Genomic DNA, 20,576 nt, shown 5'->3' on the forward strand with positions numbered 1-20,576 from the left:
GACGGATGCGGACATACGGACGGCGAGCGGCGCCATGGCCGCCAGACGCCACGGCAAGCGCCCGCCGAAGGCGCTGCGGATGTCCGTCGAGCTCCCGCTGTGGCGCGCCATCACCGGCTACCGCATCCTCACCCTCGTCTACACGCTGTGCCAGGTCGCGCTCTCCTACCGGCACTACGAGCATCCGCTCGGCGCCGTCGCATACATGGGCGCGCTGACCGTCTGGATGGCGCTGACCTGGCGCCGTACGACGTCCCCCGAGCGCTGCACCCGGCAGTTCCTGATCGTCGACCTCGGCTTCGCGGTCGGCGGCATCCTCCTCACGTCGCTGGTCGACACCCACGCCCGCATCATGGGCGGCGCACCGACGCTGCCCTCCATCTGGACGGCGGGCGCCGTGCTGGGCTTCGCGATCAAGGGCGGCTGGCGCTGGGCGGCCGTGGCCTCCAGCGCGGTGGCGGTCGCCAACCTGGTCGAGCGCGAGCAACTGGCCCGCGACACCCTCCGCAACGTGGTGCTGGTGTGGGTGGCCGGTGTCGCCATCGGCTATGTCGTCGAGGTGGCGCGCGCCAGTGAGCGCACCCTCGCCCGCGCGCTGCAGATCGAGGCCGCCACCCGCGAACGGGAACGGCTGGCCCGCGACATCCACGACAGCGTGCTCCAGGTCCTGGCGATGGTGCAGCGGCGCGGCACCGCGATCGGCGGCGAGGCGGCCGAACTGGGCCGGATGGCCGGCGAACAGGAGGTCGCGCTGCGGACGTTGGTGGCCGGCGGCCTGGTGCGGCCGGCCGGCGCCGCCGCGGTGGCGTCGTACGCACCGGCACCGGCACCGGTGACCGCGGCGCACGAGGGGACGGCCGGCACGGTGGTGGCCCCCGCGCGGAGCGCGCCGCCGGCCGCCGACGGCTCCTGCGACGTCCGGGCGCTGCTGGCCCCGTTCGCCGGTGCCGGGGTCACCTTCTCCGAGCCGGGTGCCCCGGTGGAGCTGCCGGCCGCCGCGGCCGCGGAACTGGCGGCCGCTGTCAGTGCCGCGTTGGACAATGTGCGGGTGCATGCGGGGGACGGTGCCCACGCATGGATCCTGGTGGAGGACGAACCGCACGCGGTGATCGTGACGGTCCGCGACGACGGTCCCGGCATCCCCGAGGGCCGGCTCGCGGACGCCGAGCGCGAGGGCCGGCTGGGGGTGGCCCTGTCGATCCGCGGCCGGCTGCGGGACCTGGGCGGCAGCGCCGCATGGGTCTCGGTCACCGGCCAGGGCACGGAAGTGGAGTTGACGGTCCCCAAGGGCACGGCGCCCGAGGGCGGAAAGCGGGGGAAGAGCCGGGCATGAACGAGCAGCCGAGCCTGAAGGTCATGGTGGTCGACGACCACCCGATGTGGCGCGACGCGGTCGCGCGGGACCTGGCGGAGGCCGGGTTCGACGTGGTGGCGACGGCCGGCGACGGCCTCCAGGCGGTCCGCAGGGCGCAGGCCGCCGCACCCGACGTCCTCGTCCTGGACCTCAACCTGCCGGGCCTGCCCGGCGTACGGGTCTGCAAGGAGCTGGTCGGCGCCAACCCGGCGCTGCGGGTGCTGGTGCTGTCCGCCAGCGGTGAGCACGCCGACGTCCTGGAGGCGGTCAAGTCCGGTGCCACCGGCTATCTGCTGAAGTCGGCGAGCACCGAGGAACTGCTGGACGCGGTGCGTCGCACGGCCGCCGGGGACGCGGTGTTCACCCCCGGCCTGGCCGGTCTGGTCCTCGGCGAGTACCGCCGGCTGGCGACGGAGCCCGCCCCGGCGAGGCCGGACGAGCCGGGCGCACCGCAGCTGACGGAGCGCGAGACCGAGGTGCTGCGGCTGGTCGCCAAGGGACTCTCGTACAAGCAGATCGCCGAGCGCCTGGTCATCTCGCACCGCACGGTGCAGAACCACGTCCAGAACACCCTCGGCAAGCTCCAGTTGCACAACCGCGTGGAGCTGGTGCGCTATGCGATAGAGCGCGGCCTCGACGAGGCATGAGGAGCAAGATCACCGGTCGGCGTAGCGGTCGCCCGGCAGGGCCCGCCCGTACGGGTGAACACCGCACGTCAACTCCCCGGAAAATCCCCGGAATCGGGGTTTGTCCCATCCCTGAGTGACCCAGATCACCATTAGCGTGACCGCCGTCGGATCGAGTACGGCCGCGCGCGGCCACTGACGGGATGTAGGTGAGGGACACGATGCGGGTCGGAGTACTGACCGGGGGCGGCGACTGCCCGGGTCTGAACGCGGTGATCAGGGGCATCGTCCGCAAGGGCACCCAGGAGTACGGATACGAGTTCGTCGGCTTCCGGGACGGCTGGCGCGGACCGCTGGAGAACGACACGGTGCCGCTCGACATCCCGGCGGTGCGCGGCATCCTGCCCCGGGGCGGCACCATCCTCGGCTCCTCACGGACCAACCCCTTCAAGCAGGACGAGGGCGTCCGCCGGATCAAGGAGACGCTCGCCAAGCAGGAGGTCGAGGCGCTGATCGCGATCGGCGGCGAGGACACCCTCGGCGTCGCGGCGCGGCTCTCCGGCGAACACGCCATCCCCTGCGTGGGCGTCCCCAAGACCATCGACAACGACCTGTCGGCCACCGACTACACCTTCGGCTTCGACACGGCTGTGGGTGTCGCCACCGAAGCCATCGACCGGCTGCACACCACCGCCGAGTCGCACATGCGCGTCCTGGTCGTCGAGGTGATGGGCCGGCACGCCGGCTGGATCGCGCTGCACTCGGGCCTGGCCGGCGGCGCGAACGTCATCCTCATCCCCGAGCAGCGCTTCGACATCGAGCAGGTCTGCCGGTGGATCGACTCCCGCTTCAAGGTGCGCTACGCCCCGATCGTGGTGGTCGCCGAGGGCGCGATGCCGAAGGACGGCCAGATGGTCCTCAAGGACGACTCCAAGGACTCCTTCGGGCACGTCCGGCTGTCGGGCGTGGGGGAGTGGCTCGCCAAGGAGATCGAGGCGCGCACCGGCAAGGAGGCCCGTACGACGGTGCTCGGGCACACCCAGCGCGGCGGCACCCCGAGCGCCTTCGACCGCTGGCTGGCCACCCGCTTCGGGCTGCACGCCATCGACGCGGTGCGCGACCGCGACTTCGGCAAGATGGTCGCGCTGCGCGGTACGGACATCGTCCGGGTGCCGATCGGGGAGGCGACCGCCAAGCTCAAGACCGTCGATCCGGCGCTCTATGCCGAGGTCGGGGTGTTCTTCGGCTGACCGGCCGGTTTCCGACCGGCCCGTTTCCCCGTCCCGCCCGCACCGCTCCCGGGCGGCGCCGCCGGGCGGGCCGCCGTATATTCGCACTGCACGGCATGTGCCGTACCTGCACCGACGGCGGTCCCTCGTACACCGGCGGAGCCGCTCCCCGGCGCGGACACGGAGAACCGGCGGGACGACCCGGGAGGGCTCGTGGAGATCGTGGCCTTCGGCGTGCAGGCGGATGAGCGGCCCTTGCTGGAGAGGGCCTTCAACGGCCCGCACCAGATCCGCACCCTGCAGGTCTTCCTCAACCGCGACACCGCCCCCATCGCGCACGGCTACGAGATCGTCAGCTCCAGCGTCAACGCCGAGCTCGGCGCCGACGTCCTCCAGGTCCTCGCGGCCGGCGGGACGAAAATGATCGCCCAGCGCTCCACGGGCTTCAACAACATCGATCTGGAGGCCGCGGCCGACCTCGGCATGAGCGTCGGCCGGGTCTCCCACTACTCGCCGCACGCGGTCGCGGAATTCGCCTGGGGCCTCGCCCTGGCCGTCGACCGGCACCTCGTACGGGCCGCCAACCGCACCCGCAACTTCGACTTCCGGCTGGACGGCCTGATGGGCCGCGATCTGTGCGGCCGCACGGCGGGCGTGCTGGGCACCGGCAAGATCGGCGAGGCGTTCACCCGGATCGCCCACGGCTTCGGCATGAACCTGCTGGGCTGGGACCTCGTCGAGAACCCGAGGTGCGTGGACCTCGGCATGACCTACGTCCCCCGCGAGCGGCTGTTCGCCGAGGCGGACCTGATCACCCTCCACGTCCCGCTGGTGGCGGACACCCGGCACCTCGTCGACGCCGCCGCGCTGGCCGCGATGAAGGACGACGCGATCCTGATCAACTCCGGCCGCGGCGGGCTCGTCGACACCCGCGCCCTCGTCAAGACCCTCAAGGCCGGCCGGCTCACCGGCGTCGGCCTGGACGTCTACGAGGAGGAGGCCGGCTTCTTCTACCGCGACAAGTCCCTGGACGTCATCGACGACGACACCCTCGCCCGCCTGATGACCTTCGCCAACGTCCTCGTCACCTCCCACCAGGCGTACTTCACCGAGGAGGCGGTGGGCCAGATCGTCGCGGCCACCGTGGCCAACGTCGAGGACTACCTGGCCCACCGCACCAACGAGAACATGCTGGTCACACGAGGACAGCTGCCAGCAGCTGCGCGGTGACCGCGGCGCCGTCCAGGGTCAGCACCGACTCCGGGTGGAACTGCACGCCGGCGAAGCCCGGACCGCGCAGCGCATGCACGTCACCGGTCGCCGCGTCCCGGCTCAACTCCACGCGGTGCATGGCCAGTTCGGCCGCCGTACGGTCGTCGCAGCGGGCCGTGAAGGTGTTGTAGAAGCCGACCGTCTCCGGACGCCCGAAGAAGTCGATCCGCTCCTGCGCGCCCTGGAAGGGCACCTCCTTGCGCACGATCTCCAGCCCCAGCTCCGCGGCGAGCAGCTCGTGGCCGAGGCAGACCCCCAGCAGACCGTGCCGGTGCCCCGCGACCAGCTCCGCGGTCAGCGACCGCAGGAAACGCATCTTGGGGTCGCCGGCGTCCGACGGGTCGCCCGGCCCGGGGCCCAGCACGACCGGGCCCCGGTGCGCGCGGGCGGCCTCGCGCAGCCCCGGCTCGTCGAAGCGGCGCACGGTCACCGTCAGCCCCGAGGTGCGCAGCAGGTGCGCCAGCATCGCGGTGAAGGTGTCCTCCGCGTCGATCACCAGCGCGTGGCCGCTCAGCTCCGCGGTCGGCGCGGTGGTCTGCATGCGCAGCCAGAAGGGCGCCAGGTCGGCGCGGCGGGCGTCCAGCGCGGCCCGCACCCGCGGGTCGTCGGCCAGCCGCGCCGGCCGGCTCCCGTCCGCCGGGCGCGCGGGCGCCTCCCGTACGCCCAGCGCGGTCAGCACCCCGGCGGCCTTGGCGTGCGTCTCGGCGACCTCGGCGTACGGGTCGGAGGCGCGCACCAGGGTGGCGCCGACCGGCACCCGCAGCCGCCCTTCCGCGGCGATGTCGGCGGTACGGATCAGGATCGGCGAGTCCAGCGTCTGCGCGCCCCCGGCGTCCCGGCCGAGCAGCGCCAGCGCGCCCGCGTAGTAGCCGCGCCCCCGCCCGTCGGGGGCCACCGGCTCGTGCCGCTCGATGACCCGGCAGGCGTTCTGCACCGGCGACCCGGTGACCGTCGCCGCGAACATCGTCTCCTTGAGCACCTCGCGCACATCGAGGGTGGACCGGCCGCGCAGCTCGTACTCCGTGTGCGCGAGGTGCGCCATCTCCTTCAGCCGGGGCCCGATCACCACCCCGCCGCGGTCCCCGACGGTGCACATCATCTTCAGTTCCTCGTCCACCACCATGGACAGCTCCTCGACCTCCTTGCGGTCGCCGAGGAAGGCCAGCAGGCTCTCGGGGGTGGGGCCGCCGGCCGGGTAGCGGTAGGTGCCGCTGATCGGATTCATCACGACGGTGCCCCCGGTCATCCGGACGTGCACCTCGGGGCTGGCCCCGACCAGCGTGCGCACCCCGGGCCGGTGCACGACGTACGTCCAGTACGCGCCCCGCTCACCGGCCAGCAGCCGCCGGAACAGCGCCAGCGCGTCGGCCGCCGAGAAGCCGTCGATGGTGCCCTCGAACGTCCGGCGGATGACGAAGTTCGCGCCCTCGCCGGTGCCGATCTCGTCCCGCACCACCCGGCCGACGATCCCGGCGTACTCCTCGTCGTCCACGTCGAAGGCGCCGTCCGTCACCGTCACGTCGTGCGCCGGCAGGGCCGCGAGCACCTCGTCCAGGGGCAGCTCACCGGTCTCGCGGGGCCGCAGCACGGCCAGCGGGGTGCCGTCGTCGTGTGCCCGGAAGCCGCGCTCGCGGATCTGCCGGAACGGGACCATCGCGAGCGCGTGGGTCACCGGCGCGCCGGGCGTCGCGTCACCCAGGGGGATGTCGGCGAGCCGCTCGACCTCGGTCACCTCGCCGATCAGCACCTCCACGGTGTCGGCCGTCTCCCGGCCGGGGGAGCGGCGGCGCAGCAGGGCGAACGGCGGGCAGCCGGGGTCGAGCAGCCGCTGGACGAGCACGGCGGCGTCGGTGCGGGCGTCGTGGGGCTCGCGGTGCATGGCGGGTTCCTTCCAGGTGGACCGGGAAGAGGGCACGGCCGCCGGAAAGGCTGAAGGCCGCCCCTCGGGCGGCCTTCGCGAAGTGTGGGATGTGCGCGCGAATCAGTGGGCCGCCGGATGAGCGGTCCACCACCAGTTCATGTTCATGATCGGTCGCGTGCACATGGGGGGCACCCTACCGGACCGTCCGAGTGCAGTCCGTCTCAAAGTCCGGATGCCGGACGGACAGCCTCGGCCGACCCCGTAATGTTGGCTTTGTGACCGTGAACGCTGAAACCCACGCCGGTGGCAACACCTGGCGAGACCTGCCCGCGGCGCAGCAGCCTGACTGGCCGGACCAAGAGGCTCTGCGCGATGTGATCGCGGAGCTCGAGTCCTATCCGCCGCTCGTCTTCGCCGGCGAGTGCGACCAGCTGCGCGAGCGCCTGGGAGCGGTCGCCCGTGGTGAGGCGTTCCTGCTTCAGGGCGGCGACTGCGCGGAGGCATTCGACGCCGTATCCGCCGAGCACATCCGCAACAAGCTCAAGACGCTCCTGCAGATGGGCGCCGTGCTGACCTACGCCGGGTCCGTCCCGGTCGTCAAGGTCGGCCGGATCGCCGGCCAGTACAGCAAGCCGCGCTCCAAGCCGACCGAGACCCGTGACGGGGTGACCCTGCCGACCTACCGCGGCGACTCCGTCAACGGCTTCGAGTTCACCGAGGCGGCCCGGATCCCGGACCCGCAGCGGCTCAAGCGGATGTACCACGCCTCCGCGGCGACCCTCAACCTCGTGCGCGCCTTCACCACCGGCGGCTACGCCGACCTGCGCCAGGTGCACGCCTGGAACCAGGACTTCGTGAAGTCGTCGCCCTCCGGGCAGCGCTACGAGGCGCTGGCCCGCGAGATCGACCGTGCGCTGAACTTCATGAACGCCTGCGGGGTGGACCCGGAGGAGTTCAAGACGGTGGAGTTCTTCTCCTCGCACGAGGCGCTGATCCTGGACTACGAGTCGTCGCTGACCCGCACCGACTCGCGCACCGGCAACCTCTACGACGTCTCCGGCCACATGGTCTGGATCGGCGAGCGCACCCGTCAGCTGGACGGCGCGCACATCGAGTTCGCCGCGCGCATCCGCAACCCGATCGGTGTCAAGCTCGGCCCGACGACCACGCCCGAGGACGCGCTCACGCTCATCGAGCGGCTCGACCCGCAGCGGGAGCCGGGCCGGCTGACCTTCATCACCCGCATGGGAGCGGACAAGGTCCGCGACAAGCTCCCCGAGCTGGTTGAGAAGGTCACCGCCTCCGGCGCGCAGGTCGCCTGGATCTGCGACCCGATGCACGGCAACACCTTCGAGGCGGCTTCCGGTCACAAGACCCGGCGCTTCGACGACGTGCTCGACGAGGTCAAGGGCTTCTTCGAGGTCCACAAGAGCCTCGGCACGCACCCGGGCGGCATCCACGTCGAGCTGACCGGTGACGACGTCACCGAGTGCGTGGGCGGCGGCGACGAGATCTTCGTCGACGACCTGCACCAGCGCTACGAGACGGCCTGCGACCCGCGGCTCAACCGCAGCCAGTCGCTGGACCTGGCGTTCCTGGTGGCGGAGATGTACCGCGACCAGTAAGCGGTGACGGAACGGGAGTGGGGCGCGGATCTGTGATCCGCGCCCCACTGCGCTGTTCGGAGCCTGCCGGGCGTTGTCGCCACCTCAGGGGCCAGGTAAGGTAAGGGTAACCTCACTCAAGATCAGCTGGTCTGGTCGACGAGCCACCGCCGAGCCGCCCAAGAGGTGAAACCGCGTGTACGTCTGCTCTTGCTTCGGGATCACCGAGCAGCAGGTCCGCGAGCACGCGGACACCGGCGCCTGCACGCCCCGCGAGATCGCCTCCGCCTGCAAGGCCGGCACCGACTGCGGCAACTGTGTGCGCCGCATCCAGGCACTCCTCGGCCGGGGGGCGTGCCCCCGCCGGGAGCTCGTCGACAACGGCGCGTCCGACCCGCTGGCGCCCGAGGGCCGGGCCCCGGGACCGCAGCCGGTCGCGGAGGTGGCCGCAGCGGCGCCCGCGGCGCTTTCGGAGGCCGCGTAGGCCCCAGGGCCGTACGACGGGTCGCCGGCATCGCGCCGCTCGCTCAGCTGGGCTGCTCGATCACCTGGGCGATGTACAGCCCTTCCCCGAGTTTCTCCACCAGCTCCAGCTGCGTGTCGAGGTAGTCGATGTGCTGTTCCTCGTCGGCGAGGATGTCCTCGAAGATGTTCGCCGACGTGATGTCGCCCTTGCTGCGCATCAGCTCGATACCGCGCTTGAGCCGGTCGATCGCCTCGACCTCGATCTGCCGGTCCGCCTGGAACATCTCGGTGACGGTCTGGCCGACCCGTACGTGGAACAGCCGCTGGTAATTCGGCAGCCCCTCGAGGAACAGAATCCGGTCGGTCAGGACCTCGGCGTGCTTCATCTCGTCGAAGGACTCGGCGCGGGTGTACTTCGCGAGCTTCGTCCAGCCGAAGTTCTCCTGCATCTTGGCGTGCAGGAAGTACTGGTTGATCGCGGTCAGCTCGGCGGTCAGCTGCTCGTTGAGGAATTCGATGACCTCGGGGTCGCCCTGCATGGCTGCGGGCTCCTTCCACGCGAGTACTGGGCAGGTGCCGCGCATCCTTGCACCGCCCGGAGAGGGCGTCCAGTAAGTTCACGCTTAGTACGAGTTGCCCGAATCCCTCCCTCCCTGGTCATCGGCACCCCTTCCGGTCTGACAACATGGAGGGCATGGGTCAGCCGGAAAGCCGCGGAGCAGAGCATCCTCAGCTGCCTCCGGGGCAGCGGCTGCAGCGGGGCTGGCCGGTGACGCACTACGGACCCGTCCCGAAGTTCCGCCCCGAACGCTGGGAATTCCGGGCCTTCGGCGCCACCGCGGACGCCGAGAAGCACTGCTGGTCGCACGAGGAATTCACGGCCCTGCCGTACACCACGGTCGTTGCCGATATGCACTGCGTGACGAAATTCAGCATGCTGGGCGCCGAATGGGGCGGGGTGCTCACCAAGACCATCCTGGACCTCGCGCCGCCCGCGCCCGATGTCACCCATGTGATGGTGTGGGCCGAGTACGGCTTCAGCTCGAATGTGCGGCTGGAGGATTTCGCCGCGGAGAAGTGCATCTTCGCGACCCACCGCTCCGGTGAACTGCTCACCGCCGAGCACGGTTTTCCGGTACGGCTGATCGTGCCCCATCTGTATGCCTGGAAAGGCCCCAAGTGGGTCCGCGGTATCGAATACATGCGGGCCGACCGCCGCGGCTTCTGGGAGGAGCGCGGCTACCACAACCTCGGCGACCCCTGGCGCGAGCAGCGCTACTCCTACCAGGAGGAGCCCGGCGAGGGCCCCGAGCTCTGAGCCGGCGCTCAGCCGGGCGCCGGCCCGGTGAGGGTCAGGGCGCCCGCAGCTCCTTGAGGCGGGCCACGTCCGCGGCGTGCCCCTCCTTGCCGCCCGGGGTCTCCACGACCAGCGGCACCCCGGCCGTCGCCGGGTGCGTGAACAGGTCCGCGAACGGCTCCGTGCCGATGTGCCCCGCGCCGATGTTCGCGTGCCGGTCCTTGTGGGCGCCCGCCACGTCCTTGGAGTCATTGGCGTGGATCAGCTTCAGCCGGCCCTCGCCGGTGACCTCCACCAGCTCGTCCAGCAGCAGCTTCACCCCGCCCGGCGCCGCCATGTCGTGCCCGGCCGCGAAGGCGTGGCAGGTGTCGAGGCAGACGCCCAGCTTCGGGTGCCGCTCCAGTGCGTCGAAGTACGGCCCGAGGTCCTCCGCCAGCGCACACAGCGAGGCGCCCTGCCCGGCCGTCGGCTCCAGCAGCAGCCACGGGTCCTCCGGGTGCGTCAGCTCCTCCAGTAGCGGCCGCATCCGCGCCCCGACCTGCGCCATCGCCTCCGCGCGCGGCCGCCCGCCGGTCGCCGAACCGGTGTGCACCACCACGCCCAGCGCACCGATCTCCCGGCCCCGGCGCAGCGAGTGCCGCAGCGACTCCACCGACCGCTCGACCGTCGCCTCGGTGTGCGAGCCGAAGTTGATCAGATACGGGGCGTGCACGTACACCGGCATGCCCGCCAGCGCACAGGCCGCGCGGAACGCCTCGTCCTGCTCGGGGCTGCCGGCCGGCGTCGCCCAGCCGCGCGGATTGGCGACGAAGACCTGGACGGCCTCGGCGCCCATCTCACGGGCGTAGGGAAGGCCGGTCTTCGCCAGCCCGCCGGCCACCGGCACATGCCCGCCGACCGGATTGCGCAGACGGGCGGCGTCCTCGGTACCAAGGGGGAAGGGAGAGTTGCTCACGCTCCCAAGCGTGCCAGGTGCCGCACGCAGGTCGTACGGCACCCGGTCAGGTCCGCTACAGCGCACCCTTGAGCTTGATGGTGATCGTGCCGCCCTTGGGTGCCTTCTGGCCGCCCTCGACGGACTGCGAGTCCACCTCGTCCTGCGGGAACAGCCAGGGCTTGTCCACCTTGACCTCGAAGCCGAGCGAGGTCAGCTCCTTCTTGGCGTCGTCGACCTTCTTGCCGGTCACGTCCGGCACGGTGATCATCTCCGGGCCCTTGGAGAGCGTCAGGGTGACGGTGTCGCCCTTGCCGATCTGGTCGCCCTCGGACGGCGTCTGCCGGGCGACGGTGCCCTTGTCCTCCGGCGAGAACACCGGCTGGGCGGCGAAGCGCACCTGGAAGCCGGCCTGGCGCAGGGTGTTCTCGGCGTCCGCGCGGTCGCTGCCGACCACACCCGGCACATCCACCGGCGCGCCCCGGCTGACGGTCAGTGCCACCGCCGTGTCGGGCCGCCTCTTGGTGCCCGCCTTCGGGTCCGTACGGATCACCGATCCCTTGGCGACGTCCGTGCTGAACTCCCGCGTCACGGTGCCCGGCACCAGACCCAGGTCGCGCAGCTTGCGCTTGGCGTCCGCGACCGGAGTGCCCGACAGGTCGGGGACGGTGACGATGTCGGGGCCCCGCGAGACGGTGATCGTGACCGTGCCCGTCCCGCGGATCCGCTTGCCGGTCTCCGGGTCCGTCTTCATGACGTGCCCGCGCTCCACGTTGGAGCTGAAGCCGCGGACGACCTTGACCCCCAGCCCGGCGTCCCGCAGCGTCGAGACGGCCTTGGCCTGCGGCATGTCCAGCACCGCGGGCACCGAGGTGAACTGGCCGGAGTTGATGTACCACACCCCCGTGCCGACACCGAGAACCAGCAGCACCGCGGCGACGATCGTGGCCAGCCGGCGCCGCTGCAGCAGCCCGCCGGCAGGCGCCGCCGGGGCCGGCGCGGGGCGCAGCCGGGTCGTGTGCCCGTCCGGCGGGACCTCCAGCCGGCTGGTGCGGTTCAGCTCCGGCTGGTCAGCCCCCGGCAGCGGCAGCTGTACCCCGGCGGCCCGGGGTATGACGTCCGTGGGCTCCGAGCCGTCGCCCGCGGGCACCTCCTTGGCCTGCGGCGGTACGAGGTCCAGCTGCTCGTCGGTCAGCTCCGCCCGGGCCTCCCGGGTCCTCGACAGCAGCACCACCGCGTCCTGCGCCCGCCGCTCCGGCTCGCGGGCGGTGGCCAGCGCGACCAGCGCGTCCAGCTGCGGCGCGGTCCCCGGCACCCGCTCGGACGGTGGCAGCACGTCCTCGTGCAGGTGCTGGTAGAGCACCTGGGCCACCGTGCCGCCGGTGTGCGGCTTGGAGCCGGTCAGCATCTCGTAGAGCACCACACCGCAGGCGTAGACGTCGACCCGGGCGTCCGCGGTGCCGTGCTCCAGCTGCTCGGGCGCCAGATAGGACACGGTGCCCAGGACCGAGCCCGTCGAGGAGGTGGTGTTGGTGTCGACCGCCCGCACCAGCCCGAAGTCGGCGACCTTCACCCGGCCGTCGTCCCCGATCAGGACGTTCTCCGGCTTCATGTCGCGGTGCACCAGACCGGCCCGGTGCGCGGCCCCCAGGGCGGCCAGGATCGGCTCCAGGATGTCCAGCGCGGCCCGCGGCTGGAGGGCGCCCCGCTCGCGCAGCACGTCACGCAGCGTGCAGCCGGCGACGTACTCCATCGCCAGATAGACGTACGTACCGTCCGTGCCCTGGTCGAAGACGCCCACCACGTTGGGATGCGACAGCCGGGCGACCGACTTCGCCTCCCGGATGAAACGGTCCACGAACTCGCCGTCCGCGGCGAGGCCCGGGTGCATCACCTTCAGCGCGAGCACACGGTCGAGCCGGGTGTCCACGGCCCGGTAGACCGTGGCCATACCGCCTGCCGCGATGCGTGCCTGGACGCGGTAGCGGCCGTCGAGCAGCTGGCCCACGAGCGGGTCTTCGAGCGTCGTATCCACGGCAGAGGAGTCTACTGTCGCGCGCGTTTTTGTCCGTCCCACGTTGTCGGCTGTCCCGCCGTGGTTGTTGCTCGCCGTTGCGCCTGCGGCGGGCGTGGGTGGTCGGGTGCGGTGCCGGCCCTCCAGACTTCGTCCTCCGGTCCAGCCCCTCCCGTAGTGGGGAGGAAAAAGGCCGGTGGGGGCGGGCGTCTTACTGACGCTAGCCCCCACCGGCCTTCAACTTTCTCCCCCACGGGAGGGGCCGCGCCGCAGGACGAAGTCCGGAGGAGCGGCACCGCACCCAGCAATCACCTGGCCCGCCGCAGGCGCAACGGCGAGCAACGAGCACGGCGCCGCAGACGACCACGTGCGGCGGCGCCGCAAAGCGCAACGGCGAGCAACCACCACGGCGGGAAAGCCGAAAACGTGGGAAGCCCCTAAAACGCCGGGCGCTCAGGGTCCAGCGCCGGTGTGCCCTCCGACGGGGAGGACGCCACCGCGAAATGGCGGCGGGGGATGCGGCCCGCCCGGTGGGCCAGGCGGCCCGCCGCGACCGCGTGGCGCATCGCGTGGGCCATCAGCTCCGGCTCCTGCGCGCGGGTCACCGCGGAGGCCAGCATCACCGCCGCGCACCCCAGCTCCATGGCGAGGGCGGCGTCCGAGGCGGTGCCCGCGCCGGCGTCCAGGATGACCGGGACGCCGGCCCGCTCGGTGATCAGTTGGAAGTTGTGCGGGTTGCGGATGCCCAGGCCGGAGCCGATCGGCGAGCCCAGCGGCATGATCGCGGCGCAGCCGACCTCCTCCAGCTTGCGGGCCAGCACCGGATCGTCGTTCGTGTAGGGCAGCACCGTGAAACCGTCGTCCACCAGGGTCTCGGCGGCGTCCAGCAGCTCGACCGGGTCGGGGAGCAGGGTGCGCTCGTCGGCGACGACCTCCAGCTTGACCCAGTCCGTGCCGAGCGCCTCCCGGGCGAGCCGGGCGGTGAGCACCGCCTCACCCGCGGTGAAGCAGCCCGCCGTGTTCGGCAGCACCCGGATGTTGTGGCGTTGCAGTACGGACAGCACCGAGCCCTGCACGGTCGGGTCCAGCCGCCGCATGGCGACGGTCGTCAGCTCCGTGCCGGAGGCGAGCAGGGCACGCTCCATGACGTCGAGGCTGGGCGCCCCGCCGGTACCCATGATCAGCCGGGAACCGAAGGTGGTGCCGGCGATGGTGAGGGGGTCGGCGGCCGGGGCGGAGCCGCCCGCGGCCGGGGTGTCCGCGAGGAGTGCGGAGTCGGGCATGGGGATCAGCCTCCCTGGACGGCGGTGAGCACCTCGACGCGGTCGCCGTCGCCGAGCGTGGTGGTGGGCCACTGGGAGCGCGGCACCACGGTCTCGTTGACCGCGGCGGCCACGCCGGACGGTGCCGCGGTCAGGGTCGCGACGAGCCGGTCGAGGGTGAGCCCACCGGGGACCTCACGGGTCTCGCCGTTGACGGACACCGAGGCGGTGGGGGCAGGGGTGGCGGCACTCATACGGGCTGCTCCTCCGGGAAGGGGGCGGGCGCGGGCTCCGCGGCGGTGCGGGGGGTCCCGCCGCGCTCAGGCGTGGAGAAGCGCTGCGGGGAGAAGGGACGGGCCTCCTCGGGCAGGCTCCCGGTGGCCAGCGCCTCGGCCATCGCGTCCCCGGTGACCGGCGTCAGCAGGACGCCGTTGCGGAAGTGGCCGGTCGCCAGTTGGAGGCCGGGCAGCGCGGTCGGCCCCAGGAGCGGGGCGTTGTCGGGGGAGCCGGGGCGCAGCCCGGCGCAGCTCTCCACGAGCGGCAGCTCGGTGATGCCCGGGACCAGCTCGTGCGCGTCCCGCAGCAGCTCGTAGACGCCGCCGGCGGTGACGGTGGTGTCGAAGCCCAGCTCCTCGCTGGTGGCGCCGATGACCAGCTCGCCGCTCTCCCGCGGCACCAGATAGAGCGGATTGCCGCGGACCACGGCCCGTACGGTGCGCGACAGGAAGGGGGGCGAGCCGGCGGGCACCTTCGGCAGGCGCAGCCGCAGAACCTGGCCCTTGACCGGCCGTACCGGCGGCCGCACCTCCTCGGGCACCCCGGCCAGCCCCGCGCTGCGGCTGCCCGCCGCCAGGACGGTCTGCCCGGCCGACACCCTTGTGCCGTCGGCGAGTTCGGCACCACGGGCCCGGCCGCCCTCGACGGTCAGCCGCTCGGCCCGGCTCCGGTGGAAGACCACGCCGGCCCGCTCGCAGGCCACCAGCAGCGCGCTCGCCAGCCGCCGCGGATCGACCTGGTGGTCGCCGTCGACCCGCAGCCCGCCCCGTACGCCGGGGGCCAGCATCGGCTCCAGACGGCGGCACTCCCGGCCCGCCAGCCACTGCGAGTCCAGGCCCGACCGGATCTGCAGCGCGTGCAGCTCGCGCAGGTAGGCGCGGTCGTCGGCGTCCAGCGCGACCGCCAGCGTGCCGCACCGCCGGTGGCCGATCCGCTGCCCGCCGGCCTCCTCCAGCTCCTCGGTGAACCGCGGGTAGCGGCGGGCCGAGGCCAGGTTGAGGCCCAGCAGCGTCTGCTCGCCGTAGTGGAGCTCGGTGACCGCGGCGAGCATGCCGGCCGCGACGTACGCCGCGCCGCCGCCGGGCGCCGGGTCGGCCACCGCGACGGACATCCCGCGGCCGGCCGCCCGCCAGGCGGTGACCAGGCCGATGATGCCGCCCCCGATGACGAGCACGTCGGGATGCCCGGTGACGGGCACCGATGGTGTGGCAGGTGGATGCATGGGCGTCCAGCCCCTCCCTTCGCCGGCATGACCCGGATCAGGTTCGTACGGTCGGAGGCCGGCCAGCCTCCCTCTCAGCCCGGTGCGTCCGGGCTCCCGCGAGTGCGTGTATCCGTCACCCTAGTACGGGGGTGCAAAGCGCCGTAAGGCAACGCCCGGGTGCGCGCGGGGGCGCCCGCCGGTGCCGGGCGCGGGCCGGGACACCGGCGCGCCGGTCCGTGACGCTGTGTCAGAGATCTCCTTGCGTGCTGCTGCGAGCGGCGTCCCCCACCGTCCTAGAGTGATCGGGTGAGCGAGCAGAGCAAGTCCTCCCAGGCCCCTGACCGCACGCCCCGCGTCGTGATCATCGGCGCCGGCATCGCGGGTGTGCAGACCGCGGTCGCCCTGCGCGAACAGGGCTGGCGCGACGCGATCACACTGTTCGGCGACGAGCCCCACCCGCCCTACGACCGCCCGCCGCTGTCCAAGGCGGTGCTGCTGGGCAAGGCCGACGGCTCGGCCTTCGACGTGGACTTCGAGGGACTCGGCATCGAGCTGCACCTCGGCCGCCGGGTCACCGCCCTGACGCCGGACCGCCGGCAGGTCGAGACGTCCGAGGGCCCGGTCCGCTACGACCACGCGGTCATCGCGACTGGCGCCGACCCCGTCATGCTGCCCGGCAGCCAGGGCCTGCCCGGCGTCCACCTGCTGCGCACCCTCGACGACGCCGAACGGCTGCGCCCGGTGCTCGCCGCCCAGCACGAGATCGTGGTCGTCGGAGCCGGCTGGATCGGCGCCGAATTCGCGACCGCCGCCCGTGAGGCGGGCTGCGCGGTCACCGTCGTCGAGGCCGCCGAACGCCCGTTGGCCGGTGCGCTGCCCGCCGAGGTCGCCGCCCACATGACCGGCTGGTACGCGGGCGCCGGCGCCGAGCTGCGCACCGGCGCGCGGGTCGCCTCGGTGGCCCCGGGCGCGGTCACCCTCGCCGACGGCACGACGCTGCCCGCCGACGCCGTGGTCGTCGGCATCGGTGCCCGGCCCGCCACCGGCTGGCTGGCCGGCTCCGGCGTCGAGATCTCCGCCGAGGACGGCTCCGTGCTCGCCGACGAGCGGCTGCGCACCTCGGTGCCCGACGTGTACGCGGTCGGCGACTGCGCCTCCTTCCCCTCGACCCGTTACGGCAGCCGCCTGCTGATCCACCACTGGGACAACGCCCTCCAGGGCCCGCGGACGGTCGCCGAGAACATCGCCCGGGGCGGCACGGAAGGGCTGGTCTACGACCCGGTGCCGTACTTCTGGTCCGAGCAGTTCGGCCGGTTCGTGCAGTACGCGGGCCACCACGGGGACGCCGACGAGATGGTCTGGCGCGGCGACCCGTCCGGCGCCGCCTGGTCGGTCCTCTGGCTGCGCGGCGAGGAGGGCCCGCACGAGGGGCAGGCCGGCGGGGGCGAAGGCGGGCGCGGGGCCGGCCGGCTCGTCGCGCTGCTGGCCGTGGGGCGCCCGCGCGACCTCGCCCAGGGGCGCAAGCTGATCGAGCGGGGCGTCGCCCTCGACCGGGAGCGGGCCGCCAACGCGGCCGTGCCGCTGAAGGCCGCCGCCCGGTAGCCGCCGCCCGGCAGCGGCGGGCCCGGCCGCCGGGACGCCCGGCGCGCCCCGGGTGCGGCGTCACCCACCGGTGTGCCGGCGGCCCCCGATGGCGAGGCCCGGCTACCGGCTGTCAGTGCGAGGTGGCACGCTTGTCCTGTGACCGAGATTGACGCAAACATCGATGGACTCGTCCCCGCCTGGCTCACCCTCCCCGACATCGCCGAACGCCTCGACGTCGAGGTGACGCGCGTCCGGCAGCTGGTCAAGGAGGGCCAGCTGATCGCGGTGCGCCGTGGGGAGAACAGGGTGCTCCAGGTACCCGCCGATTTCATCAAGGACGACAAGGTCGTCAAGGGCCTCGTCGGCACGCTCACGCTCCTCAAGGACGACGGCTTCACCGACGAGGAGATGCTGGAGTGGCTGTTCACCCCGGATGAGACCCTGCCCGGCACCCCCGCGCAGGCGCTGCGCGAGAATCGCGGCACGGAGGTGAAGCGCCGGGCCCAGGCGCTCGCCGTCTGATCCACCCGGTGCGGCGCGCCCCCGACGGCCCGCCGCACCGGCATCCATCACCACATCCGCGGGGCGTACGGGCCGGACGGCCGGCCCGTACGCCCCTGACCTGGGGGAAAGCCGCCCGATGAGCACCGCACGACAGGCCCTGTCCGACGCCCGTCTCTACCTGTGCACGGGCGCCCGCACCGACCGCGGCGACCTCCCGCAGTTCCTGGACGCGGTGCTGTCGTCCGGCGTGGACATCGTCCAGCTGCGCGACAAGGGCATGGAGGCCGGCGAGGAGCTCCGGCACCTGGAGGTCTTCGCGGACGCCTGCCGGCGGCACGGCAAGCTGCTCGCGGTCAACGACCGCGCCGACGTCGCACACGCCGTCGGCAGCGACGTGCTGCACCTCGGCCAGGGCGATCTGCCGGTCCCGGCCGCCCGCGCGATCCTCGGCCAGGACGTCCTCATGGGCCGCTCCACCCACGCCGAGGCCGAGGTGGACGCCGCGCTCACCGAGGACGGCGTCGACTACTTCTGCACGGGCCCCTGCTGGCCCACGCCCACCAAGCCGGGCCGCCACGCCCCCGGCCTCGACCTGGTCCGCTACACCGCCGCGCGCGCCCCCGAGCGCCCCTGGTTCGCGATCGGCGGCATCGACGCCGGCAATCTGGACGAGGTGCTCCAGGCCGGCGCCCGCCGGGTGGTGGTGGTCCGCGCGATCACCGAGGCCGACGACCCGGGCGCCGCGGCCGCCGCGCTGGCCAAGCGCATCCGGGACGCCGCCGACGCCTCCTGAGACGGGCACCGGGCCGCCTTCCCGGACGGCCGCCGGGCCGGAAAATGTCCAACCAGTGGACACGAACCCGGCCAACCAGGCATAACGCCGATGACGGTTGGTGTGCGCCCGGGCGGTGGTTAACCTGCCGGTATGGCCCTAGGTACAGCTTCCACCAGGACTGATCGCGCACGAACCGTGCGCGACCTGCTCGCTTCCGGCAAGCAGTCCTACTCGTTCGAGTTCGCCGCCCCGAAGACCGAGAAGGGTGAGCGGACCCTGTGGAACGCCATTCGTCGGATCGAGGCCGTCTCCCCGACCTTCGTCTCGGTGACGTACGGCGCCGGCGGCACCTCCCGTGACGGCACGGTCCGCGCCACCGAGCGCATCGCCACCGACACCACCCTCACCCCGGTCGCCCACCTGACCGCGGTCAACCACTCCACGGCGGATCTGCGCAACATCATCGGCCAGTACGCCGACGCCGGGATCCGCAACATGCTCGCGCTGCGCGGCGACCCGCCCGGCGACCCGATGGGCGAGTGGGTCAAGCACCCCGACGGCATCGCCTACGCCGCCGACCTGGTCCGGCTGATCAAGGAGTCCGGCGACTTCTGCGTCGGCGTCGCCGCCTTCCCCGAGATGCACCCGCGCTCCACGGACTGGGACACCGACGTGGCCCACTTCGTGGACAAGTGCCGGGCCGGCGCGGACTTCGCCATCACCCAGATGTTCTTCTACGCCGAGGACTACTTCCGGCTGCGCGAACGGGTCGCCGCCGCGGGTTGCTCGACACCGATCATCCCGGAGATCATGCCGGTGACGAACGTCCGTCAGATCGAGCGGTTCGCGCAGCTCAGCAATGCCGCCTTCCCGCCCGATCTGGCCGAGCGCATCCTCGCCGTCAAGGACGACCCGGCGGCGGTACGCTCCATTGGCATCGAGTACGCGACGGAACTGTGTGCGCGCTTGATGGCCGAGGACGTTCCCGGGTTGCACTTCATTACCCTGAACCACTCCACGGCGACCCTGGAAATCTACGAGAATCTGGGACTGCACCAGCAGTCCTGATCACGGTTGGCCGCCACAGCGGCGGAAGATGGGGCGTATATGGGCTGGACGATCCTCTACATCGCGTTCGGCCTGGTCGCTCTGTGGCTGCTGGGTGAGGTGCTGCTCCAGAACAAGGCCCGGCTGCGCTGGCGGCTGCTCGCCTTCGCCGGCTTCCTCGCGGTGGTCGTGGGCGTCGTCATCCCCTCGGTGATCGTCATCGGCGTCGGCCTGGTCGCCTTCGCCGTCGGCCAGACCAATGTGACCCTGTCCTTCAAACGCGGCTTCACCGACGGCTGGGCGCTGCGCACCCGGGGCGGGGAGAGCCGCGGACGCCGGGGCCGCCGGGGCGGCCGGCCCGCCGCCGAACCGTCCCTTCAGGTCTCCGAGGTGGAGGCGGTCCCGGCCGGCGAGCCGCCCGCCGACGCCCCCGCCCGCCCGGCCGCCGACAGCGGCGGCCCGGACACCTTCGAGAGCACCGGCGGCTTCCAGCGCCCCGCCGGCTTCCCGAACCAGGACGCCTACGCCGCGCAGGGCTCCTACGACTACCAGGCGGACGGCTACCAGCCCGACGACTACACCGCCAATGGCTACACCGCCAACGGCTATCCGGCGGGCGGCGGTTACGGCGGCCAGGACCCCTACCAGGACCCGCAGGACCAGAGCGTCTTCGCCACCCAGTCGTTCCCCACCCAGTCCTTCGACGCCACCACCGTCTACGCCCCGCAGCCGATGCCCGACGAAACCGGCCAGTACGGCGTCTACAGCCCCGACGCCCGCGCCCAGCAGGACGGCTACCCCGGATACGACGCGTACGGCACCCCCGCCGGCACCGCCCCCGGCGACGCCAACGGCTATGCCTACGACGGCGGTTACGGCCAGCCCGCGGCCGCCCAGGACCCCTACGGCGACCCGTACGCGGCCTACGGCGACGGCCGGCAGCAGGGCTACTCCGACCCGTACGCCGGCGCCCAGCAGTACGCCACGCCCTACGACCCCTACGCGCAGCCCGATCCCTACGCGCAGCCCGACCCGTACGCGCAGCCCGATCCCTACGCCCAGGCGCCCTACGATGCGCAGCAGTACGGCGGTCAGGGCCAGCCGCCCGGACAGCAGCCCGGCCAGGGCTACGGTGAGACGCCGCCCGGCGGGGTCTGGGTCCCGCAGCAGCGCGACGGCGACCTCCCGCCCGAGCAGCAGCCGCCCTATCCGCCGTACCAGCAGCAGGGCTACGACGAGCAGCAGTACCGCTACTGAACCGCCGGGCC

General features: G+C 72.6%; 19 protein-coding genes and 1 riboswitch. Of the genes, 12 read left to right on the top strand and 7 right to left on the bottom strand.

What is annotated here, in order from left to right:
* Positions 1 to 34 precede the first annotated feature (34 nt).
* The 4 genes from macS (at position 35) to OO62_RS30465 (ending at position 4,439) form a co-directional block, all read left to right on the top strand.
* The gene (macS, locus tag OO62_RS30450) at positions 35 to 1,333 is read left to right on the top strand and encodes a MacS family sensor histidine kinase (protein ID WP_398742516.1); all 1,299 of its coding nucleotides are present in this window, start codon (positions 35 to 37) and stop codon (positions 1,331 to 1,333) included.
* The gene (locus tag OO62_RS30455; RefSeq protein WP_033270863.1) at positions 1,330 to 2,001 is read left to right on the top strand and encodes a response regulator; all 672 of its coding nucleotides are present in this window, start codon (positions 1,330 to 1,332) and stop codon (positions 1,999 to 2,001) included. Before macS ends, OO62_RS30455 begins: the two co-directional genes overlap by 4 nt.
* A 200-nt stretch (positions 2,002 to 2,201) precedes the next feature.
* On the top strand, positions 2,202 to 3,230 hold the full coding sequence (locus tag OO62_RS30460; RefSeq protein ID WP_033270864.1) for a 6-phosphofructokinase: 1,029 nt from the start codon (positions 2,202 to 2,204) through the stop codon (positions 3,228 to 3,230).
* Between the two features lie 192 nt (positions 3,231 to 3,422).
* A complete protein-coding gene (locus OO62_RS30465) occupies positions 3,423 to 4,439 on the top strand; it encodes a 2-hydroxyacid dehydrogenase (RefSeq protein ID WP_033270865.1) in 1,017 nt (338 codons plus the stop codon).
* Here OO62_RS30465 and OO62_RS30470 read toward each other — a convergent pair.
* Positions 4,405 to 6,360, bottom strand: a complete 1,956-nt coding sequence (locus OO62_RS30470; RefSeq protein WP_206738494.1) for an anthranilate synthase family protein — start codon at positions 6,358 to 6,360, stop codon at positions 4,405 to 4,407. The two genes, OO62_RS30465 and OO62_RS30470, sit on opposite strands and share 35 nt — an antisense overlap.
* Positions 6,361 to 6,617: 257 nt before the next feature.
* On the opposite strand from OO62_RS30470, the gene OO62_RS30475 reads away from it, so the two are divergent.
* Both OO62_RS30475 and OO62_RS30480 read left to right on the top strand, forming a co-directional pair.
* Positions 6,618 to 7,967: a class II 3-deoxy-7-phosphoheptulonate synthase gene (locus tag OO62_RS30475; RefSeq protein WP_033270866.1), complete on the top strand. Its 1,350-nt coding sequence runs from the start codon at positions 6,618 to 6,620 to the stop codon at positions 7,965 to 7,967.
* Between the two features lie 175 nt (positions 7,968 to 8,142).
* Positions 8,143 to 8,430, top strand: coding sequence for a (2Fe-2S)-binding protein (locus tag OO62_RS30480; protein ID WP_033270867.1), 288 nt, complete (start codon positions 8,143 to 8,145; stop codon positions 8,428 to 8,430).
* Between the two features lie 43 nt (positions 8,431 to 8,473).
* On the opposite strand, the gene bfr is transcribed toward OO62_RS30480, so the two are convergent.
* Positions 8,474 to 8,950, bottom strand: a complete 477-nt coding sequence (gene bfr, locus OO62_RS30485; protein ID WP_033270868.1) for a bacterioferritin — start codon at positions 8,948 to 8,950, stop codon at positions 8,474 to 8,476.
* 155 nt (positions 8,951 to 9,105) lie between these two features.
* Here bfr and OO62_RS30490 point away from each other — a divergent pair, with 155 nt between their 5' ends.
* Positions 9,106 to 9,729: a sulfite oxidase-like oxidoreductase gene (locus tag OO62_RS30490; protein ID WP_033270869.1), complete on the top strand. Its 624-nt coding sequence runs from the start codon at positions 9,106 to 9,108 to the stop codon at positions 9,727 to 9,729.
* 34 nt (positions 9,730 to 9,763) lie between these two features.
* Here the strand turns inward: OO62_RS30490 and OO62_RS30495 are convergent, their stop codons facing one another.
* The 5 genes from OO62_RS30495 to thiO all read right to left on the bottom strand — a co-directional run bounded on the left by OO62_RS30495 (position 9,764) and on the right by thiO (position 15,416).
* Complete coding sequence (locus tag OO62_RS30495) at positions 9,764 to 10,618, bottom strand: deoxyribonuclease IV (RefSeq protein WP_033270902.1); 855 nt, start codon at positions 10,616 to 10,618, stop codon at positions 9,764 to 9,766.
* A gap of 100 nt (positions 10,619 to 10,718) precedes the next feature.
* The gene (gene pknB, locus OO62_RS30500) at positions 10,719 to 12,677 is read right to left on the bottom strand and encodes a Stk1 family PASTA domain-containing Ser/Thr kinase (RefSeq protein WP_033270870.1); all 1,959 of its coding nucleotides are present in this window, start codon (positions 12,675 to 12,677) and stop codon (positions 10,719 to 10,721) included.
* Between the two features lie 416 nt (positions 12,678 to 13,093).
* Positions 13,094 to 13,939, bottom strand: coding sequence for a thiazole synthase (locus tag OO62_RS30505; RefSeq protein ID WP_078617435.1), 846 nt, complete (start codon positions 13,937 to 13,939; stop codon positions 13,094 to 13,096).
* Positions 13,940 to 13,944: 5 nt separating this feature from the next.
* Positions 13,945 to 14,172: a sulfur carrier protein ThiS gene (thiS, locus tag OO62_RS30510; RefSeq protein ID WP_033270871.1), complete on the bottom strand. Its 228-nt coding sequence runs from the start codon at positions 14,170 to 14,172 to the stop codon at positions 13,945 to 13,947.
* A complete protein-coding gene (thiO, locus tag OO62_RS30515; RefSeq protein ID WP_051733733.1) occupies positions 14,169 to 15,416 on the bottom strand; it encodes a glycine oxidase ThiO in 1,248 nt (415 codons plus the stop codon). Before thiO ends, thiS begins: the two co-directional genes overlap by 4 nt.
* Positions 15,414 to 15,526, bottom strand: a riboswitch (TPP riboswitch). Its footprint overlaps the gene before it by 3 nt.
* Positions 15,527 to 15,704: 178 nt before the next feature.
* Between thiO and OO62_RS30520 the strand changes: the two genes are divergently transcribed.
* From OO62_RS30520 to OO62_RS30540, 5 genes are all read left to right on the top strand, one after another.
* Positions 15,705 to 17,000 (top strand): NAD(P)/FAD-dependent oxidoreductase, encoded by a 1,296-nt coding sequence (locus OO62_RS30520; RefSeq protein ID WP_033270872.1) that lies wholly within the window; start codon positions 15,705 to 15,707, stop codon positions 16,998 to 17,000.
* 138 nt (positions 17,001 to 17,138) lie between these two features.
* Positions 17,139 to 17,504: an Rv2175c family DNA-binding protein gene (locus OO62_RS30525; protein WP_033270873.1), complete on the top strand. Its 366-nt coding sequence runs from the start codon at positions 17,139 to 17,141 to the stop codon at positions 17,502 to 17,504.
* Between the two features lie 118 nt (positions 17,505 to 17,622).
* Positions 17,623 to 18,279 (top strand): thiamine phosphate synthase, encoded by a 657-nt coding sequence (gene thiE / locus OO62_RS30530; RefSeq protein WP_033270874.1) that lies wholly within the window; start codon positions 17,623 to 17,625, stop codon positions 18,277 to 18,279.
* Positions 18,280 to 18,411: 132 nt separating this feature from the next.
* On the top strand, positions 18,412 to 19,329 hold the full coding sequence (gene metF / locus OO62_RS30535; RefSeq protein WP_051733734.1) for a methylenetetrahydrofolate reductase [NAD(P)H]: 918 nt from the start codon (positions 18,412 to 18,414) through the stop codon (positions 19,327 to 19,329).
* A 39-nt stretch (positions 19,330 to 19,368) separates the two neighbouring features.
* Positions 19,369 to 20,565 carry a hypothetical protein gene (locus OO62_RS30540; RefSeq protein WP_033270876.1) on the top strand — a complete coding sequence of 399 codons (1,197 nt, stop codon included), beginning with the start codon at positions 19,369 to 19,371 and terminating at the stop codon, positions 20,563 to 20,565.
* The last annotated feature ends 11 nt before the right edge of the window (positions 20,566 to 20,576 follow it).

The sequence above is a fragment of the Streptomyces lydicus genome (genome assembly GCF_000717345.1).
Lineage (GTDB): Bacteria > Actinomycetota > Actinomycetes > Streptomycetales > Streptomycetaceae > Streptomyces > Streptomyces lydicus.

Excerpts from the sequence above, each read along its gene's own strand:
- macS (WP_398742516.1), top strand. The coding sequence starts at position 35 with ATGGCCGCCAGACGCCACGGCAAGCGCCCGCCGAAGGCGCTGCGGATG.
- OO62_RS30455 (WP_033270863.1), top strand. The coding sequence starts at position 1,330 with ATGAACGAGCAGCCGAGCCTGAAGGTCATGGTGGTCGACGACCACCCG.
- OO62_RS30460 (WP_033270864.1), top strand. The coding sequence starts at position 2,202 with ATGCGGGTCGGAGTACTGACCGGGGGCGGCGACTGCCCGGGTCTGAAC.
- OO62_RS30470 (WP_206738494.1), bottom strand. The coding sequence starts at position 6,360 with ATGCACCGCGAGCCCCACGACGCCCGCACCGACGCCGCCGTGCTCGTC.
- bfr (WP_033270868.1), bottom strand. The coding sequence starts at position 8,950 with ATGCAGGGCGACCCCGAGGTCATCGAATTCCTCAACGAGCAGCTGACC.
- OO62_RS30490 (WP_033270869.1), top strand. The coding sequence starts at position 9,106 with ATGGGTCAGCCGGAAAGCCGCGGAGCAGAGCATCCTCAGCTGCCTCCG.
- OO62_RS30505 (WP_078617435.1), bottom strand. The coding sequence starts at position 13,939 with ATGCCCGACTCCGCACTCCTCGCGGACACCCCGGCCGCGGGCGGCTCC.
- thiS (WP_033270871.1), bottom strand. The coding sequence starts at position 14,172 with ATGAGTGCCGCCACCCCTGCCCCCACCGCCTCGGTGTCCGTCAACGGC.
- thiO (WP_051733733.1), bottom strand. The coding sequence starts at position 15,416 with ATGCATCCACCTGCCACACCATCGGTGCCCGTCACCGGGCATCCCGAC.
- thiE (WP_033270874.1), top strand. The coding sequence starts at position 17,623 with ATGAGCACCGCACGACAGGCCCTGTCCGACGCCCGTCTCTACCTGTGC.
- metF (WP_051733734.1), top strand. The coding sequence starts at position 18,412 with ATGGCCCTAGGTACAGCTTCCACCAGGACTGATCGCGCACGAACCGTG.
- OO62_RS30540 (WP_033270876.1), top strand. The coding sequence starts at position 19,369 with ATGGGCTGGACGATCCTCTACATCGCGTTCGGCCTGGTCGCTCTGTGG.